14 protein-coding genes are annotated in these 18927 nt (G+C 66.1%); 4 read left to right on the top strand and 10 right to left on the bottom strand.

Going from position 1 to position 18927, the window contains the following annotated elements:
• Positions 1–57: 57 nt before the first annotated feature.
• The 5 genes from narI to HMPREF3067_RS07050 are packed head-to-tail and all read right to left on the bottom strand — an operon-like array spanning position 58 to position 8369.
• The gene (gene narI / locus HMPREF3067_RS07070; protein ID WP_070769024.1) at positions 58–846 is read right to left on the bottom strand and encodes a respiratory nitrate reductase subunit gamma; all 789 of its coding nucleotides are present in this window, start codon (positions 844–846) and stop codon (positions 58–60) included.
• Positions 847–855: 9 nt separating this feature from the next.
• A complete protein-coding gene (narJ, locus tag HMPREF3067_RS07065; RefSeq protein ID WP_083319191.1) occupies positions 856–1659 on the bottom strand; it encodes a nitrate reductase molybdenum cofactor assembly chaperone in 804 nt (267 codons plus the stop codon).
• A gap of 12 nt (positions 1660–1671) precedes the next feature.
• Entirely contained in the window at positions 1672–3264 is a 1593-nt protein-coding gene (gene narH / locus HMPREF3067_RS07060) for a nitrate reductase subunit beta (protein ID WP_070769023.1), read from the bottom strand.
• Positions 3264–7004 (bottom strand): nitrate reductase subunit alpha, encoded by a 3741-nt coding sequence (locus HMPREF3067_RS07055; RefSeq protein WP_070769022.1) that lies wholly within the window; start codon positions 7002–7004, stop codon positions 3264–3266. The genes narH and HMPREF3067_RS07055 overlap by 1 nt, the downstream gene beginning before the upstream one ends.
• A 30-nt stretch (positions 7005–7034) precedes the next feature.
• Positions 7035–8369, bottom strand: a complete 1335-nt coding sequence (locus HMPREF3067_RS07050) for an MFS transporter (RefSeq protein WP_070769021.1) — start codon at positions 8367–8369, stop codon at positions 7035–7037.
• 248 nt (positions 8370–8617) lie between these two features.
• Here HMPREF3067_RS07050 and HMPREF3067_RS07045 point away from each other — a divergent pair, with 248 nt between their 5' ends.
• Positions 8618–9094 (top strand): molybdopterin-binding protein, encoded by a 477-nt coding sequence (locus HMPREF3067_RS07045; protein ID WP_070769020.1) that lies wholly within the window; start codon positions 8618–8620, stop codon positions 9092–9094.
• On the opposite strand, the gene HMPREF3067_RS07040 is transcribed toward HMPREF3067_RS07045, so the two are convergent.
• The 5 genes from HMPREF3067_RS07040 to HMPREF3067_RS07020 all read right to left on the bottom strand — a co-directional run bounded on the left by HMPREF3067_RS07040 (position 9044) and on the right by HMPREF3067_RS07020 (position 14459).
• Positions 9044–9655 (bottom strand): molybdenum cofactor guanylyltransferase, encoded by a 612-nt coding sequence (locus HMPREF3067_RS07040; protein WP_070769019.1) that lies wholly within the window; start codon positions 9653–9655, stop codon positions 9044–9046. The genes HMPREF3067_RS07045 and HMPREF3067_RS07040 overlap by 51 nt on opposite strands.
• Before the next feature lie 3 nt (positions 9656–9658).
• Positions 9659–10138 (bottom strand): cyclic pyranopterin monophosphate synthase MoaC, encoded by a 480-nt coding sequence (gene moaC / locus HMPREF3067_RS07035; RefSeq protein WP_070769018.1) that lies wholly within the window; start codon positions 10136–10138, stop codon positions 9659–9661.
• Between the two features lie 36 nt (positions 10139–10174).
• Complete coding sequence (locus HMPREF3067_RS07030; protein WP_070769017.1) at positions 10175–11449, bottom strand: molybdopterin molybdotransferase MoeA; 1275 nt, start codon at positions 11447–11449, stop codon at positions 10175–10177.
• A gap of 22 nt (positions 11450–11471) precedes the next feature.
• Positions 11472–12587 carry a GTP 3',8-cyclase MoaA gene (gene moaA, locus HMPREF3067_RS07025; protein WP_070769016.1) on the bottom strand — a complete coding sequence of 372 codons (1116 nt, stop codon included), beginning with the start codon at positions 12585–12587 and terminating at the stop codon, positions 11472–11474.
• Between the two features lie 87 nt (positions 12588–12674).
• On the bottom strand, positions 12675–14459 hold the full coding sequence (locus tag HMPREF3067_RS07020; protein ID WP_070769028.1) for a long-chain fatty-acid--CoA ligase: 1785 nt from the start codon (positions 14457–14459) through the stop codon (positions 12675–12677).
• Between the two features lie 595 nt (positions 14460–15054).
• Here HMPREF3067_RS07020 and rho point away from each other — a divergent pair.
• Genes rho through prmC form a run of 3 tightly spaced genes read left to right on the top strand, consistent with a single transcriptional unit; the run spans position 15055 to position 18850 of the window.
• Complete coding sequence (rho, locus tag HMPREF3067_RS07015; RefSeq protein ID WP_070769015.1) at positions 15055–16899, top strand: transcription termination factor Rho; 1845 nt, start codon at positions 15055–15057, stop codon at positions 16897–16899.
• Complete coding sequence (prfA, locus tag HMPREF3067_RS07010; RefSeq protein WP_070769014.1) at positions 16899–17975, top strand: peptide chain release factor 1; 1077 nt, start codon at positions 16899–16901, stop codon at positions 17973–17975. Before rho ends, prfA begins: the two co-directional genes overlap by 1 nt.
• A 2-nt stretch (positions 17976–17977) precedes the next feature.
• Positions 17978–18850: a peptide chain release factor N(5)-glutamine methyltransferase gene (gene prmC / locus HMPREF3067_RS07005; RefSeq protein ID WP_070769013.1), complete on the top strand. Its 873-nt coding sequence runs from the start codon at positions 17978–17980 to the stop codon at positions 18848–18850.
• Positions 18851–18927: the final 77 nt, after the last annotated feature.

The following is an 18927-nucleotide window of genomic DNA, read 5'->3' as shown; positions in this document are numbered from 1 at the left end:
GCATAATTAGGTACACAAAGGCCCCCGCACTAGGCGGGGGCTGTGGAAAACTACGGTCTAGGCGCCGTGGGACGGCGTTTCGTTCTTGTCCAACTGCGCACGGTGGGAACGCACCGGCTCCCAAGCGACGTGGTGGCGCATGTCGGTTGTGCGCTGGTCGCGGGACCGGTAGACCACGTACGGGCGCGTGACATAGCCGACGGGCGCGGAGAAGGCGTGCACCAGGCGGGTAAACGGCCAGACGGCGATGATGGTAAAGCCCGCCAGGACGTGGACCTTGAACTGCCATGGCACGTTGGACATCAGCTCGGGCTGGATGTTAAAGATGAGCAGGTTGCGCAGCCAGGGCGCGATAGTCTCGCGGTAGTCGTAGCCGTGGGTGCCGCCCAGGTCGAAAAGCTGCAGCGTGAACGTCGCGATGGAGCCGGACAGCAGGGCCAGCCCCAGCAGGACGTACATGACCTTGTCGGATGTGGAGGTTGACAGGAAGACGGAACGGTTGACCACGCGGCGGTAGACCAGCCCAACAAACCCCAGTAGCACGGCGACCGCGGCAATCGAGCCGGGGATGGTGGCGATCCAGTGGTAGACGTGGTCGCTGATGCCGACGGCGCGGGTCCAGGACTTGGGCATCGCTAGCCCCATGAGGTGGCCGATGATGACGAAGACCATGCCCCAGTGGAACAGCGGGGAGGACAGGCGCAGCAGCTTGGACTCGTAGATCTGGGTGGAATGGGTGGTCCACCCGAACTGGTCGGAGCGCCAACGCCAGAAGATGCCGACGACGAATGCGGCTATCGCGAGCCAGGGGAATGCTCCCCAAAGAAAGTTGTTGAAAGTATCCATGGAAAGTCCTTAGACCGTGTTCGGCTGAGCGGTAGGGAAGGGCAGATCCGCAATTCCGACCATCTCAGCGGGTGGGCCGGTGCGAATGAGATCGACGTACTTTTGGGCGGTGTCCGGGTCGACCTTGGGCAAGGACTTGCACAGGGCCGTCACCAGACTCAGGTAGGGCGAGTTGACGTGGCCGAGGGCCGCGCGCAGCACCTCGATGCCCTCCCGGTAGCTGGCCACCATCTCTACGGCGCTGTCGTGGTCCTCGCTAAGCGCGAGGGCTTCCAAAACGACGCAGAGGTGGTCGGGCAGCTCCTCGTCGCTAACGACGAAGCCCAGGGCCTCGAGCTGCTGGCGGAAGGACAGGATGGCCATGCCGCGCTGCCGGGTGTCGCCGACCGCGTAATAGGACAGGAAAAGCGAGCAGCGGCGCCGCTGGTCGAAGGTCTCGACGTAGTGCTCCTCCATCCCGCGCAGCCCGGCGGCGCGGGCCCAGGTGGCGAAGTCCACGAAATCGGTGGCGATGGCCAGCGGCAGCTGATCCAGCTGCTCCTCGACGGTCTCGAGGCGCTGCAGGAAATCCGGCTGCGGGTAGTTGAGCAGCACCGAGACCGCCATGGCGATAATTCGGCGCTGGTCTACCGAGACCTTCACCGGGGCGATGAACTCATCGGGGAGCTTGCCGGTGTGGGTCCGGATGGCGCGCTCGACGTCCTTGGCTCCGCCGCCGCTACCGATGCCGGCTGGGGTGCCGAATCCGGCCACGGCATCGTCGGCCGGGGGCCGGTTGGGGCTGCGGCGGGCGAGTTTTTCAAAGATATTCATGGCTGGCATTGCTTAATTCCTCGGCGGGAACATGGAATCGGGACGGTCCCCGGTCCAGGACAGGAGGGAAACCTTGCCGCTGGGCGCGCTGCCGTGGGTGCAGGCTTCCGGCGCCCCCATGCCCAGGTCTTGGAACGTGTCGTTCAGGTTGCGGGCCGGGTCGACGCCGCCGAAGGGATCCAGCGAGCTGATGCCGCGCGGGGTCTCGGGGGAGGCGGTGGGGATGACGTAGCGGTCGTCGTACTTGGCGATGGAGAGCAGGCGGTACATCTCCTGCATCGTGCGCCCGTCCATGCCGACCGCCTGCGCGATTTCCTCCTGCGGCTCGTTGCCCAGGTTGATGTCGCGCATATACGAGCGCATGGCCACCAGCCGGCGCAGAGCCTTTTCCACTGGGATCGGGTCGCCGGCGGAAAACAGGCCCGCCAGGTAGTCCAGCGGGATGCGCATGCGCGACAGGGCGGTGAACAGGATCTTGTGGTCCTCGCCGTCGTTGCCGGAGGCGGTGACCTGGTCGACGATGGGCGACAGCGGCGGGATGTACCAGACCATGGGCAGGGTTCGGTATTCCGGGTGCAGCGGCAGCGCGACCCCGTACTTGAAGATGAGGTCGTAGATGGGGGAGTTCTGTGCCGCGTCGATCCAGGAGTGCGGGATGCCCTCGCGCTGGGCGGCCTTGACGACCTCAGGGTCGTGCGGGTCGAGCATGACCGACTTCTGGGCCTCCAGGAGGTCCTGGGGGGCCTCGGTGGCGGCGGCTTCGGCGACGCGGTCGGCGTCGTAGAGGATGACGCCCAGGTAGCGCAGGCGGCCCACGCAGGTCTCCGAGCATACCGTGGGCTGGCCGACCTCGATGCGCGGGTAGCACAGCGTGCACTTTTCGGCCTTGCCCGTCTTATGGTTGAAGTAGACCTTCTTGTACGGGCAGCCGGAGACACACATGCGCCAGCCGCGGCAGGCGTCCTGGTCAACCAGCACGATGCCGTCCTCGGTGCGCTTGTACATCGCGCCGGACGGGCAGGAGGACACGCACGTCGGGTTCATGCAGTGCTCGCAGATGCGCGGCAGGTAGAACATGAACGTGTCTTCGATCTCCTTCTTCACGTCCAGGTTCATCTCGTGCAGGACCGGGTCGTTGTCCATGGTGGCAGTCGACCCGCCCAGGTTGTCGTCCCAGTTGGAGGACCACTCGACCTTCTCGATGGGGCGGCCGTCGATCTGGGAGACCGGCTTGGCCGTCGGCTGGGTCTTCTGCCCGGCCTTGGCGCCCATCAGGTCCTCGTACTGGTAGCTCCACGGCTCGTAGTAGTCCTGGATGGTCGGCAGGTTAGGGTTGTGGAACAGGGTCGCCAGCTTTTTGAGCCGGCCGCCGGCCTTGGGCTTGAGCTTGCCAGAACTGGTGCGCTCCCAGCCGCCCTTCCACTTCTCCTGGTCCTCCCAGCCACGCGGGTAACCGACGCCGGGCTTGGTTTCGACGTTGTTGAACCAGATGTACTCGGTGCCTTCACGGTTGGTCCATGCCTGCTTACAGGTCACGGAACAGGTGTGGCAGCCGATGCATTTGTCGAGGTTCATGATCATTGAGATCTGAGCCATGACCTTCATTAGTAAGACACCTCCTGGGAACGGCGGCGGACGCGGGTGACCTCGTCGCGGTTATTGCCGGTGGGCCCGATGTAGTTGAAGTGGTAGGTAAGTTGGCCGTAGCCGCCCGCGATGTGGACCGGCTTGATGGAAATACGTGTCAGCGAGTTGTGGGTGCCGCCGCGGCGGCCGGTGTGCTCGTTGAGCGGGGTGCCGACGGTGCGCTCCTGGGCGTGGTTGCACAGCATGGTGCCTTCCGGGATGCGGTGGGAGACGATGGCGCGGGCGCTGACGACGCCGTTGCGGTTGTAGACCTCGACCCACTCGTTGTCCTTAACGCCGATCTTTTCGGCGTCCTTGTCGGACATCCAGACCACCTGGCCACCGCGGGAGATAGACAAAACGTGCAGGTTGTCGAAGTACTGCGAGTGGATGGACCACTTGTTGTGGGTAGTCAGGTAGCGCAGGGTGACTTCTGCCTCGCCGCGCTCGTTGCTCAGCGTCTGGCCGGGGGCGTGCTCGCCGTGCAGGTGGACGTGGTCCAGCGGCGGGCGGAACACGGGCAGGGATTCGCCGTAGTCCATGAACCAGTCGTGGTCGAGGTAGTAGTGCATCCGGCCCGTGAGCGTGTGCCAGGGCTTGTCGAACTCGACGTTGATGGAAAAGGCCGTGTACCGGCGCTTGTTGCGCTTGTCGGCGGTCCACTCCGGCGAGGTGATGACCTCGGTGGGGCGCTCCTTGATGGCGTCCCAGGTGATGTGGACATCGGCATCGGAAGCGCCCAGCGGGGTGAGGTCCTTGCCGGTGCGCGAGGACAGGAACTCGAAGCCCTGCTGCGCCAGCTCGCCGTTGGAGACGCCGGACAGGTGCAGGATGGCGTCGATGACCTTGGTGTCCTTGGTCAGATCGATGAGCTCGCCCTGGGAGGTCTGCGAGGTGCCGCAGATGAGCTCGAGCTCCTTGACCTGCTTTTCCACGTTGAACTTGGTGCCGTGCACGCCGGTGCCGGCCTTAGCGGGCAGCGGGCCGAGGTGCGCCCACTTTTCGTAGATGCGCGTGTAGTCGCGCTCGACGACGTGCAGCTTCGGCATCGTCACGCCCGGGACCAGCCCGACCTCGTCGATGTCCGGGACGATGCCGTTGGGCATGCCCAGCTCGTCCGGGGTGTCATGGTGGCTCGGCTGCGTGATGACGTCGCGCTGGGTGCCCAGCCACTTGACGGCCTTGTCGGACAGCGCGGCGGCCAGGTCCTGGAAGACCTCGAAGTCGGTGCGCGCCTCCCACGGCGGGTTGATGGCCGCGTTGAAGGAGTGCAGGTAGGGGTGCATGTCGGTCGAGGACATGTCGTGCTTTTCGTACCAGGTAGCGGCCGGCAGCACGATGTCGGAGACCAGCGTGGTCGAGGTGTTGCGGAAGTCCGTGGTCAGCATCAGGTCGAGCTTCCCCTCGGGGGCCTTATCGACCCATTTGATGGTGCGCGGGCGCTGCTCCGGGGAAAGCTCTTCGGCGGTGGCATCCGAGTCGATGCCCAGCAGGTGGCGGAGGAAGAACTCCGTGCCCTTGGCCGAGGAGCCCAGCAGGTTGGTACGCCAGTTGAGCAGGATGCGCGGCCAGTTCTCTTCTGCCGAGGGGTTGTCGTAGGCAAACTCCAGGTCGCCCTTTTGCAGCTGCTGGACGACGTAGTCGTTGATGTCCAGGCCGGCGGCGTCCGCCTCGTCGGCTAGCAGCAGGCAATTGCGGTTGAACTGCGGGTACGCCGGCATCCAGCCGCGGCGCATGGCCTCGGACATGGTGTCGGAGACCATCTTGTCGCCGATGGCCCCGCGGCTGGCCAGCGGGGAGCCCAGCTGGGAGGCGCGCGAGTTGTCGTAGCGGTACTGCTCGGTGGCGAAGTAGTAGAAGCCGGTGGAAATCATGTGGCGCGGGGGACGCTGCCAGTCGGTGGCCATGGCCCACTGGGTCCAGCCGTTGACAGGGCGCAGCTTTTCCTGGCCGACGTAGTGCGCCCAGCCGCCACCGTTGACGCCCTGGGTGCCGCACATCGAGGTCAGCGCCAGGAAGCTGCGGTAGATGTTGTCGGCGTGGAAGTAGTGGTTCACGCCCGCGCCCATGATGATCTGGGAACGTCCCTGCGAGTCCGCGGCGTTCTGGGCGAATTCCCGGCCGATGCGGATGGCCGCGGCGGCGGGAACACCGGTGAGCTCTTCTTGCCAGGCCGGGGTGCCGACCTCGCTGGCGTCGTCGAAGCCGGTCGGCCAGCTACCCGGCAGGTTCAGGTCCTCGCGCGGGACGCCGTAGTGGGCGAGCATGATATCAAAGACGGTGGTGACCAGCTTGCCGTTGACCTCGCGCACGGGCACGCCGCGGTGGACCACGCCGGCGCCGACCGGCTTGCCGGTGCCGATATCGGCCGGGTCGGTATCCAGGTCGAAGCGCGGGAAGAGGACCTCGGCGGTGGAGAAGGAATCTGTCTCCGCCACCGACATGACGGGGTCGACGCCGTCCAGGGAGAGGTTCCACTTGGCGGAATCCATGTCCCAGCGGTCGGCGACGGTGCCGCCCGGATCGACCACGCGGCCGTTTTCCTCCATGACGAGGCCACGGTGCGTGGCGTTGGGGCTGTCGGCCAAGGAGGGATCGTTAGTCTGGGAAGCCGTGAAGAACTTTCCGGGGGTGTAGGTCCCGTCTTCGCGCTGGTCGAGGGAGACCAGGAACGGCGCGTCGGTGTACTTGCGCATGTAGTTCAGGAAGTACGGCTCTTGGCGGTCGACGTGGAAGGTCTTGAGGATGACGTGGCCCATGGCAAAGGCCAAGGCGGCATCGGTGCCCGGCTCGATGCGGGCCCATTCGTCGGCGAACTTGGTGTTGTCGGCGAAGTCGGGGGAGACCACGACGACCTTGGTTCCCTTGTAGCGGGCCTCAACCATGAAGTGGGCGTCCGGGGTGCGCGTGACCGGGATATTGGAGCCCCACATCATCAGGTAGGAGGAGTTGTACCAGTCGCCGGACTCGGGGACGTCGGTTTGGTCGCCGAAGGTCTGCGGGGAGGCCGGCGGCAGGTCCGCGTACCAGTCGTAGAAGGACAGGGCGACGCCGCCGATCATCTGCAGGAAGCGGCTGCCGGCGCCGTAGGAGACCTGGCTCATCGCCGGGATGACCGTGAAGCCGTTGATGCGGTCGGGCCCGTACTTGCGGATGGTGTAGACGTGCGCGGCCGAGGCCATGTCGATGGCCTCCTCGTAGGAGATGCGGATTAGTCCGCCCTTGCCGCGCTGGGAGATATACGCCCGGCGCTTGTCCGGGTCTTCCTGGATGGCCTTCCAGGCAAGCACCGAGTCGCCGTGCTTCTGCTTTTCCTCGCGGAACATGTCCACCAAAACGCCGCGAGCGTACGGGTAGCGCACGCGGGTCGGGGAGTAGGTGTACCAGGAAAAGGAGGCGCCGCGGGGGCAGCCGCGGGGCTCGTACTCCGGGGTGTCGGGGCCCGTGGTGGGGTAGTCGACGGCCTGGGACTCCCAGGTGATGACGCCGTCTTTGACGTAGACCTTCCAGGAACAGGAGCCGGTGCAGTTGACGCCGTGGGTGGAGCGAACCATCTTGTCGAAGGCCCAGCGGTTGCGGTAGAAGACGTCGGCCTGCCGGCCGCCCTGCAAAAAGACCTGTTGGCCGGAGGCAGAAGCCTCGCCGCGGCGCAGGTAGGCGCCCAGTTTAAACAGTGGGTTGAGCTTGCCGTTTTCGGGAGCGGGGACTTGAGTAGTCATGGGGGTAAAACTCTCTGTTGGGGGCTGGGTTTAACCGGGGTACGGGGCGTTCGGACGGGCGTAGAAGACCCAGACCAGGACCGTCGTGATGGCGAAGTAGACCACGCAGCCCCAGAAGAAGGCGGCCATGGGCATAGCCGACAGGAGCATGCCGACCACGAACGGGCCGAAGGCGCCGATGGCGCCGGTCCAGCCGACCACGCCGCCTGCCTGGCGCGGCGGGAGGATCATCGGCATCTGCTTGAAGGTGCCGGCGTTAGCCAGGCCGGTGAAGAAGAACATGATGAGCATGCCGGCCAGGAACCACCAGAACTGGTCCGGGGAATCCGGGTTCAAAAACAGCGCGGAGAACGCGGTGAAGATGGTCATGCCCAGGCAGCCGATGAAGGTCCAGAAGGCGCCCCCGAACTTGTCGCAGAGCGGGCCCCACAGCGCGCGCACGAGGGCGCCGAGCAGGGGGCCGATGAAGGCGAAGGCCGCGCCGCGGGGCAGGTCGTCGGGGTTCATGACCTCGGCGAACTTGGAGGTCTGGCCGTAAAGGTCATTGATCATCAGGGCGAACTGGGCGGCGAAGCCGGAGAAGGCGCCGAAGCTCATCAGGTAGACGACGGTCAGCACCCAGGTGTTGATGTTGCCGAAGATGTCGATCTGCTGGCGGAAGTTCGCCTTGACCGGCACGTCCTTGAGCAGCGTCCAGGCCAGCACGGCCATGACGATGGTCCACGGCACGAAGAAGATGGCCGGGGAGTGGACGAAAATGGCGGTCTGGTCGGGCAGGCGCTGCGGGGCGACGAAGCCGATGCCGATGAGGCTGAAGCCCATCAGCCACGGGGCGACCAGCTGGATGAAGGAGATACCGAAGTTGCCCAGGCCTGCCTGCAGGCCGAGCGCGGTGCCGGACATCCGCTTCGGGAAGAAGTAGCCGGTGGATGGCATGAGGCCGGAGAAGACGCCGCCGCCGATGCCGGAGGCGAAGGAGATGGCGAGCAGCTCAACGAAGGAAGCATCGGGGCGCTGGACGACCGAGAACCAGCCGAACATGGGCAGCAGGAACAGCAGCGCGGAGAAGGTGACCAGCTTGCGGGTGCCCAGCACCGGCGGCAGGAACATGAAGACCAGGCGGAAAAGACCGCAGGCCAGGCCCGAGACCGCGGTGAGGGCGTAGAGCTGTCCGGAGCTCAAATCGAAGCCGATCTCGTTCAGGATGGGGGCGATGGCGGAGACCAGGTACCACGCGGCGAAGCCGATGAACAGGGTGGTCGTCGAAATAATGAGCGTGCGCCAGGCAATCTTGGAGTCCCAGTGGTCGGAATCTTCTGGATCCCAGCCCTGGATGACTTTGCCTGAGGTGTCTAACTGAGTCATGGGGCGTCCTCAAAACATCTCGAAGGAATAGCTGAATATCAATCTATCGAGTATTAGACTCAGAAGAGGAGTTTGTACGGAAATTTCTGGGTTTATTTAGGAAACGTTAATGTTGCGCATTTCCCTGCCCTCCGATTCGCGCTGGGTAGGCCGCTGAAGATTGCCTAAGCAGGGGATTTAAACCCCACAGTGATTTTTCTCACGGGTGTAGTAGAGGAGGCAGCCGAATGGGACACCAGGAGGCACCAATGCCTGAGTTGAAGGCCGCAGTAATCGTCGCGTCAAACCGCATCAAGGAGGGCACCAAGCCCAACAAGGCCGGTCAGCGTGCGGTGGAGCTATTGACCAACCACGGCGTGGAGGTCACGCAAAAGCAGTGCTTAAACGAGGGCGCTGCGAATTTGCGGCCGGCGCTGAGCCAGGTAATCGAGGCGGGCACCGACGTGGTGCTGGTCATCGGCGCAACCGGGATTTCCCGCGACAACGACACCCCGGAGGTCACGGAAGAATTCATCGCGGCCCGCATGTGGGGCCTAGAGACCCAGGTGCTCCTGGAGGGCTTGAAGAACTCACCTAGGGCCGGCCTGTGCCGCGGGATTATCGGTGTCACCTCGTGCCCGCCGGGGAACTTGCTGGTCAATTCCGCCTCCTCGGTCGGGGCGGTCGAGGACACCTTAGCGGTGGTGCTGCCCCTGCTGAAAGACATTTTCCGCGAATGCCGCTAGCTCCTGAGGCGTGTCGTAGTCGCGCTCGGCGCCGGTGCCGGGGACCTCGATAAGCCGGGAGTCGCGGCGCGCCTGGCGCAGCAGCCGGCGGGCGGAGGCGTTGTACACTCGGGGCAGCTGGGCGAGCGCGCGGCGCAGGTGGTCGGCCTTCCACAGCGAGCACAGCGGCTGCAGGAAGCCGTCGGCGCTGCGGACGATGGCGGCGTCGGCATTGGCAGCGTGCAGCGCGCGCCAGAGGGTGGGGAGAAGCTGGGCGGAATCGGGGGCATCGACGCTCAGTACGGCGATGTAGTCGCTGTGCAGGGCCTGTGTGCCGCGCGCGATGCCGGCGACCGGGCCGCCGAAGAGTGGGTTCTCGCAGACCTGTGGCAGTCCCAGCGGGTAGGGGGAGACCACTATGCGCTCGCAGTGGTAGGGCAGCTGCCCCAGCACGCGGTCGACCAGGCGCTGACCGGCAACGCGCAGGCTCGCCTTGTCGAGCCCACCCATGCGGCGCCCGCGGCCGCCGGCCAAAACGAGCGCGCCGAGCTGGCCGGGGAGGGGATAAGCAGGCTGGGCCATAGCCTAGGCCTCAGGCAGGGTGCGGGACCAGTCGCCGGAGCGCCCGCCGGACTTGGCGACGATTCCGGCGCGGCGGATGAAGGCGGAACGGTCCACGCCCTTGACCATGTCGATGATCGCCAGCGCGGCGACGTTCACCGCGGTCAGGGCCTCCATCTCCACGCCGGTGCGATCCGCGGTGCGCACGGTGGCCGAAATCGCCACGCAGTCTTTGTGAAGCTCGAGGTCGACGCTGCAGCCGTGCACGCCGATGGTGTGCGCCAGCGGCAGCAGCTCCGGGACCTTCTTGGCCGCCGCGATGCCGGTCACGCGCGCCACGGCCAGCACGTCGCCCTTGGGCACGGTGCCGTCGCGCAGCGCGTCCATGACCTCTCGCGAGCAGGCCACCTCGCCCTCGGCGGTGGCGGTGCGCACCGTCGGCTTCTTCTCGGTCACGTCGACCATGTAGGCCTCGCCGGCGTGGTTGAGATGCGTAAACTCCATTGCTCGTCCTTTCTTTAAAAGCTGCTTAAACCAGGTTTAAAACCAGGTGATTTCGACAGTATCGCCCGCCCGGGGTCCGGCGGCGTGGGCGGCAAGGCCCACCATCCCGGCGGTGCCGGCCAGGTTGGCCACCATGTGGGAACCCAGCCGCCGCCCGTTGAAAGGGAAGGCGGCGGGCGGGTTGTCCGCGTAGTCCACCCAGACCGGCAGCCAGGCGGGTCGGTCCCGGGTGTCGGGGAACTCTTCGCCGGCGCGGACTATCCCGCGGCGGCGAAGGTCCGGGTGCGGATCGCCGCGCAGGGCGCGCAGCGCGGGGGCGACGTAGAGGTGGAAGGAGACGAAGGTCGCCACTGGGTTGCCGGGAAGAGAAATCATCGGCGTCGAGCCCCAGACGCTTATTCCCTGCGGGGCGCCGGGCTTTTGGTCGACGTCGCCGAACCAGGCATCGCGGGCGTGGGCCTGGGCGCTGGTGTGGACGATGTCGAAGGCCCCGGCCGAGACCCCGCCGCTGGTGATGATGAGGTCGTGGGTCTGCGCCGCCTGATGAGCCAGGGCGACGAAGGAATCGCTCTGGCCCGCGGCGCAGTCGCTGTCTCCGGCGTGCAGGTGCGTTAGCTCGGCGGGCCCGGAGTCCCGCACGAGCTGGGCCAGCATGGGCCGGTTGGAATCCGGGATCTGGCCAGGTTGCAGCAGTTGGGCACCGCCGTAGCCCAGGCTCACGAGCTCGTCGCCGGTGGAAATCACCGCCACCCGCGGCGTGCGGTGCACGGGCAGTGTGGCCAGACCCGCGGAGTGGCAGGCGGCGATGACCCCGGGATCCACGCGGGACCCGGCACGGACGGCCGTGTCCCCAACGGCGAGGTTATCGCCGGCTCGGCGGATGTGGGCGCGGGCGGGATCGGCACCGTGGATGGTCACGGTTTCGGGCAGCGGGGTCGGCCCGGCGGGGATATTGGTCAGCTCCACGGGCACGACCACGAGCTCCGGATCGAGGGGATCGGCGACGGGTGCGCCGGTCATGATCCGCACCGCAGCACCGGCGGGCACCTCCTGTGGCGCGCTGCCGGCCGGCACGTCGCCTACTACCGGCAGCGTGGCCGAGCCGGAGCCTAGGTCGGCGCGGTGGACCAGGAAGCCGTCCATGGCCGAGTTGTGGAAGGCGGGCACGGGGATGCGGCAGGTGGCATCGGCGGCGCAATACTGGCCGCTGGTCAGTTCGCTCAGAGGCGTGTTCACGGCTGGGAGGGGCTGGACGAGGCTGAGGACGCGCGCGAGGTGGTCGGTGACGGAGCACGATGAAGAATGGTGCATAACGGGTTCTAGCTTAAGCTGGCTACCCGCCGATGGCGGACATCGGCCGGTCCGGCTGCAGGAAGCCCTCGTCGTTGACGCCGTGGCCGGGCAGCTTGGTCCACATCTCGCCGGCCCAGGCGGCCATGAGTTCCTCGTCGGAAGCGCCCTGGCGCATCAGGTCGCGCAGGGAGGTCTCCGAGTTCCCGAAGAGGCAGTTGCGCACCGCGCCGTCGGTGGTCAGGCGGGTGCGGTCACAGTCGCCGCAAAAGGGGTGGCTGACCGAGGCGATGATCCCTAGCTTGCCGCGCGTGCCGTCGGGGCAGGTCGCCTCCCATAGCGCGGCGGGGGCTGAGCCGCGCGGGGCGCGGGCCGGGTGCAGGTTGAACGCGGATTTCAGGCGGTCGAGGATGTCGTCTGCGGTGATCATGGTGGAGCGATCCCACTGCTCGCGCGGGCCCAGGGGCATCTGCTCGATAAAGCGCAGCTGCGCGCCCTTGTGCAGGGCGAAGTCGGCCAGCTCGACGATGTCGGCGTCGTTGATGCCGGGCATGACCACGGCGTTGATCTTAACGGGGTGGAGGCCGGCGGCCAGGGTGGCATCGATGGCCGCGAAGACGGAATCGAGCCGGTCGCGGCGGGTCAGCTCGGCGTAGGCGGCGTGGTTGATCGTGTCCAGCGAGATGTTGACCCGGTCCAGCCCGGCGGCCTTGAGCTCGTCGATGCGCTTGTCCAGGCCCAGCCCATTCGTCGTCAGCGCCGTGCTGGGGGCGTGGCCTTCGTCGGTGCGCAGATTTTTGGTGGCCGCGATGATTTCTGACAGCGACTTGCGCAGCAGCGGCTCGCCGCCGGTGAAACGGACCTGCCGGATGCCCAGGCGCTCGACGGCCAGGCGGATAAGGCGGATGGTTTCTGCGTCGTCGAGCTTGTGCTGGTTGGGCATCCAGTCCAGGCCCTCGGCGGGCATGCAGTAGGTGCACCGCAGGTTGCAGCGGTCGGTCAGGGACACGCGCAGGTCTCGGGCGACGCGACCGTATTTGTCCACCAAGGCTCGGTTGCCGTTGGCGTCGGCGGCAGGCAGGTCCGCGGCGGCCTGCGGGCGGCCGGCTACGCGCGGGGTGGGTAGCAGCACCTTCGGGGCGGAAGAACGGTCAGTCATATTCTCCCAACTCTATGCGTTGTGCGGATAGGACTACTAACCACAACGGCGCGCCCAGGTTAGCTATTCCTTTCCGAGGGCGCGGGCTTAGGTCAGCGGCTGGTCCGGATCCAAGGTGGCATTGTCATCAATCTGGTTGGCCTCGCCCGGGCCGGCCAGGCGAATGATGTTGTACTCGCCCTCGGCCAGGTGGGAGCGCAGGTCCTTCTTGTCGAACTTGCCCACCGACGTCTTATCGATGCTCTTGATGAAGGTCCAGTACTCCGGCAGCATCCAGCCGGGCAGCTCGGAGCGCAAGTTCTCCCGGAGGCTCTCAGCGGTCTCGATGGTCGGGTCGATGTCATGCTGGAGGACGGTCACGGCCAGCGGGCGCTCGCCCCACTGCTTGTCGGGGTAGCCGATGACGGCGGCCTCGATGACCCGGTCGTCGGCCATGATGAGGTTTTCCAGCTGGACGGAGTAGATCCACTCGCCGCCGGAGCGGATGACGTCGCGGGCGCGGTCCTCGATGGTCAGGAAGCCGTCTTTGGTCACCGAGCCCACGTCACCGGTGCGCAGCCAGCCGTCGGCGGTGAACTTGCTGGCCGCGTCCTCGGTGCGCTTGCCGCGGAACTGGGAGGCCGCCCCGCCTTCCTCCGCGGCGGGCGAGTGATAGTAGGACTCCGTGACCAGGTTGCCGCGGACCTGGATCTCACCGGCGTTGCGGTCGGTCTTGGAGACCACCTGCCCGTCGTTGACCACGCGGTATTCCAGGCTGGTGGGGAAGCGGCCCTGGGAGATGCGGTACCCCCAGCGGGAATTGCCGCTAGCGCCCTGCGGCGGGCGCGCCACGGTGCCCACAGTGGTGGTTTCCACCATGCCCCACACGTGCACCACGTCGACGCCGAAGCGCTCCTCCCAGACCTTGATCACCTGCGGCGGGACCGGGGAGCCGCCGGCGTAAATTTCGGTCAGCGACATGCGCTCCGGCGGGTGGTGGAGATAGTGGATGAAGAGCTGGATCCAGATGGTCGGCACGCCGTGCGCCACGCGCGGGTGGGTGGAGGCGATGAGCTTGGCCAGGGTGGGCGCGGAGACATCCGAGTCCGGCAGGATGAGCGGCGTGCCCGTCATGAAGGCGGCAAAAGGCACGCCCCAGGACAACACGTGGTAAATGGGAATGCAGCACAGGAAGGACTCGCCGTGGGTAATCGCCAGGCTGTCCGTGGTGCGCAGCAGCATGGAGGCCAAGTAGATGGAGCGGTGCGAGTAGACCACGCCCTTGGGCGCGCCGGTCGTGCCGGTGGAATAACACAGCGCCGCGGCCGCGGACTCGTCTAGCACCGGCCAGTCATAGCGGGTCGATTGCCCGTCCAACAGGGCCTCGTAGGAATAGACTTCCACGCCGCGGGGGAAGTAGGGGCTCAAGTGGCTCACCCGACCCGGGCCTGTGAAGACGACCGCGCGGACGGTTGCGGTCCCAGCCAGGACCGCGCCCAGCTGCTGGGCCAAGCGCGGATCGGCGACGATGACCTCGATCTCCGCGTGGTTGACAATGTGCCGGATCTGGTCGTTCATCAGCTGCTTGTTCAGCGGGGTAAAGACCGCGCCCTTGCAGGCCACGGCGAACATGACCTCGAGGTGTTCCGCGCAATTCCATAGGAAAGAGCCGACGCGCTCGTCGCCGGTAACCCCCAGCTCGTCGTGCAACACGTGGGCGAAGGCCGCCGCGCGCGCCCCGATGTCCGCGAAGGTGCATTCCTCGGCCGCCCCGGCGCCGTTGGGGGCGTGCTCGCCGTGCCACGTAGTGACCTTGGTCTGGCTGTGGACGGTGGCGCCCTGCTCCAAGATACGGGAGATATTGAGCGGGACTTCCTGCATGGTGGAGTGCATGGTCACTATGATAGCCACCTCTTTAGGCCCCGGGGTGGGACCGGTACCGAATAAGGCGAAATCTTGCGCTATACTATCTGGGACTGGCTGAGCTGCTTGAGCGTTTGAGCTACGTGAGCTGCCCTAAGTTAAACAGTAAAGCACATGTGCTCGGGCCTGCTCGTGCAGTCGAGATGCGTTGTCCCTGGGCCCTGACCCCACAGAATGGGTCAAACCACAGCCCCCGCGCTTTCTGGGTGAGTACTTCAAACGCCGTGCACACCGCGCAAGGTTTAAGGCCGGCCCGCAGGGGGACGACGTGGTACCTGCCGAGGAAGGGCAACTCGGTCCCACGCGGACCTCTCGGGCTCCCTTCCGGCCCCAACCGGCGCTGCGCGCCCTCGAGGTTGCTCGAGGTCCACGACAGTCAGCCGCCGGGCGCCCACGGTAGGCTAGCCAGAGTTTTATCTTTTAACTACACAGTCATTTCCAGAGTGCCTAGCCGGCGGACCCAAAGACTTGGGAAAACCGGCCCGGTAACACGCGGCAGGACCGCCCGACCGGGCACGCTGGGCACCCAGAATCATCCGCTGGGAAAAGCGACGAAAGGACTTCCGTGAGCGATACGGAGAATATCTCGCCTCAAGAACTGGCATCCCTGAAGCTGCCGCAGCTGCGCGAAATTGCGGCCCAGAAGGGCCTGCGCGGCATCAGCGCTCTCCGCAAGGGCGCTCTCATCGAGGCAATCACCACCGGTAAGAAGCCGGCCGCCGCCAAGGCCGCGCCGAAGTCGGCAGACAAGGCGGACAAGCCCGCTAAGCAGGCACAGGAACAAGCCCCGGCCGCGCAGGCTGACGATGCCCCGCAGCGCGACGGTCGCCGCCCACAGGGCCGCGACGACAAGCAGGGCGACGGCGAGAAGAACGCCGACAAGAACAACGGCAACAACGGCAATGATGAGCCGCGCTACGAGTCCCGCGCACAGGCCCGCCGGGCCCGCCGCAACCGCGCGCGCCGGGGTGGGCGCGACGACCACGACGGCAACAACCAGGACCAAGGCCGCGACAACCGCGACAACCAGGATGATTCCCGCAACGGCAACAACGGTAACGGCGGGAACAACGGTAAAAGCAGCAACAACGGCGGCAACAACCACCGCCGGAACAACGGCGACGATGACGAACGCGGCGGCCGTCGCGGGCGTCGCAACCGCCGCAACCGCCGGAACCGTGGCGGCGGCAACGACAACCGCGGTGGCGGCAACGACCTGCAGATTCGCGAGGGCGATGAGCTGCAGGCCGTCGGCGGCATCCTCGAGGTAGTCGACAACAACGTCGCCTTCCTGCGCACCACCGGCTACCGCGCGGCGAACTCGGACGTTTTCGTCAACCAGAACCTGGTCCGCCGCCTGGGGCTGCGCTCCGGCGACGCCGTGACCGGCCAGGTCAAGGTCGCCGGCGCCACACACACCCACGGCAACGGCCGCAACCGCCGCAAGTACAACCAGCTGGTGCGGGTCGATACCGTCAACGGGATGGACCCGGAGGAGGCCAAGCAGCGCCCGGACTTTGCCAAGCTGACCCCGCTGTATCCGAACCAGCGGCTGCGCTTGGAGACCGACCCGAAGGTCCTGACCACCCGTGTTATCGACCTGATTATGCCGATCGGTAAGGGCCAGCGCGCCCTGATCGTCTCCCCGCCGAAGGCCGGTAAGACGACCATCCTGCAGAACATCGCCAACGCGATTTCCATCAACAACCCGGAGTGCTACCTCATGGTGGTGCTCGTCGACGAGCGCCCCGAAGAGGTCACCGACATGCAGCGCTCGGTCAACGGCGAGGTGATTGCTTCCACGTTCGACCGCCCGCCGTCAGAACATACCTCGGTCGCCGAGCTGGCCATCGAGCGCGCCAAGCGCCTGGTGGAGCAGGGCAAAGACGTCGTCGTGCTGCTGGACTCCATCACCCGCCTGGGCCGCGCGTACAATAACTCATCCCCGGCCTCCGGGCGCATCCTGTCCGGCGGTGTCGACTCCAACGCTCTCTACCCGCCGAAGCGCTTCCTGGGCGCGGCCCGCAACATCGAAAACGGCGGGTCGCTGACCATTATCGCCACGGCCATGGTGGAAACCGGATCGACCGGCGACAACGTCATCTTCGAGGAATTCAAGGGCACGGGCAACGCCGAGCTGAAGCTGGACCGCTCCATCTCCGAGCGCCGCGTCTTCCCAGCCGTCGACGTCAACCCGTCGGGTACCCGCAAGGACGAGCTACTGCTCGTGCCGGAGGAGCTGCGCATCATGACCAAGTTACGGCGCATCCTCGCGGCCCTGGACTCCCACCAGGCCATCGATTTGCTTATCAAGCAGCTGAAGAAGACCAAGTCCAATGGCGAATTCCTCATGGGTGTGGCGCAGTCCGCGCCGATGGTCGCTGACAAGGACGAGGAGGATTACAAGTAATGGCTAGCCAGGTTTCGCTGGTCGACGACATCGTCTCCGAGTACCAGGGTCTGGAAATGCAGATGGCCGACCCGGAGGTGGCCGGCGACCAGAACCAGTTCCGGAAGCTGTCCAAGCGCTACGCCGAGCTGCGGCCCATCATCCAGGTCAACGACGAGCTCAACCAAGCTCGCGTTGATCTCGAGGACGCGAAGGAGATGGCCTACGAGGACCACGACTTCCAGGCCGAGGCCGATCGCTTGGAGGGCGAGGTCGTCGAGCTGGAAGAAAAGCTCGCTGACCTGTTGGCCCCGCGCGACGAGCACGACGCCGAGGACATCATCATGGAGATCAAGGCCGGCGCCGGTGGGGAAGAGGCCGCGCTTTTTGCCGGCGACTTGGCCCGCATGTACGAGCGCTACGCCGACAAGACCGGCTTTAGCTGGGAGGTGCTCGGCCTCAACGAGTCCGACCTGGGTGGCGTGAAGGACATGACCATCTCCTTCAAGTCGAAGAACCCGTCCCGCGACGGCGCGTGGTCCGTCTTCAAGTTCGAGGGCGGCGTCCACCGCGTCCAGCGCGTGCCGGTGACCGAGTCCCAGGGCCGGATCCAGACCTCGGCGGCCGGCGTGCTGGTCTACCCGGAGCCGGACGAGGTCGAGTCGGTCAACATCGACGAGAAGGACATCCGCGTCGACGTCTACCGTTCCTCCGGTAAGGGCGGTCAGGGCGTCAACACCACGGACTCCGCCGTGCGCATCACGCACCTGCCCACCGGGCTCATCGTCACCTGCCAGAAGGAACGCTCCCAGATCCAGAACAAGGCGCGCGCCCTGCAGGTGCTGCAGGCCCGCCTAGATCAAATGGAGCGCGAGGCCCGCGAGGCCGAGGACGCCGAGCAGCGCGCCTCCCAGGTCCGCACCATGGACCGTTCCGAGCGAATCCGCACCTACAACTGGCCGGAAAACCGCATCACGGACCACCGGATCGGCTACAAGGCCAACAACCTGGACTCCGTGCTGGACGGAGACATGGGCGATCTCATCACCGCCCTGCAGAACCAGGAGCGTGCCGAGCGCCTCGAGGCCGAAGGCTAGAAGTGGCCCCCGGCACGTACGCGCGCCTGCTCCGGGAAACCACCCGGCGGCTTTCGGCGGCCGGCGTGGCCTCCCCGGAGTTCGACGCCCGCCTGCTGCTGAGCCACCTCATCGGCTGCGGGCACATGGATATCCCGCTTAATGAGTCGACGATGTCCGGCTTCGAGCTCGCCCTCGAGCCGCTCGTTCGCCGCCGGGAGCAGCGCGAGCCCTTGCAACACATCGTGGGCACCGCCCCGTTCGGCCCGCTCGATCTCGCGGTTGGCTCGGGGGTTTTCATCCCGCGCCCAGAGACCGAGGTCCTGGCCGACTGGGCTAAAGGCAAGGCTGAGGGCTTGATTAAGCGGGGGAATTATTCCCCCCTAACGATCCTCGACCTATGCACCGGCTCGGGCGCCCTAGCGGCCTACCTGGCCTATTACCTCGTACCCGCCGCCCGCGTCGTGGCGGTGGAGAAGTCGCCTAAGGCCGCGGAGTATGCCGCGCGCAACTTCGCCGACTTGGGGCTTCAGGTGGAATTCGTCGAGGGCGACGCCTGCGACCCAGCCCTGAAACCGGAGCTGGACGGGCGCGTCGACGTGCTGGTGACCAATCCGCCTTACGTGCCGGAGTCGCCGGTCTTGGCCCCGGAGGTCTACCACGACCCAGCCGAGGCGGTCTTCGCCGGATCGGATGGCATGGACGTCATCCGGGCCATGGCAGACAACCTCACGCGCTGGCTGGCACCCGGCGGGTGGCTCGGTATCGAGCACGATGATGCCACCTCCGCGGCCGTGCAGAGCGTCCTTCGGGACACCGGCGCCTTTAGTACAGTAGAACCAATGCTCGATCTCACCGGCACCGCCCGCTTCGTGCGCGCGCAGCGTAAAGAGTAGGGTTAAAGCTCCCGTAACCAGGGAAGCGGTGCCGAAAAGACACCGGGACCAAAAACCAGAGAACTTTAGTTTTTCGT

Source organism: Corynebacterium sp. HMSC04H06 (assembly GCF_001815935.1).
Lineage (GTDB): Bacteria > Actinomycetota > Actinomycetes > Mycobacteriales > Mycobacteriaceae > Corynebacterium.
Note: the sequence above shows the minus strand (reverse complement) of the source record. Positions and strands in the feature narration are given on the sequence as shown.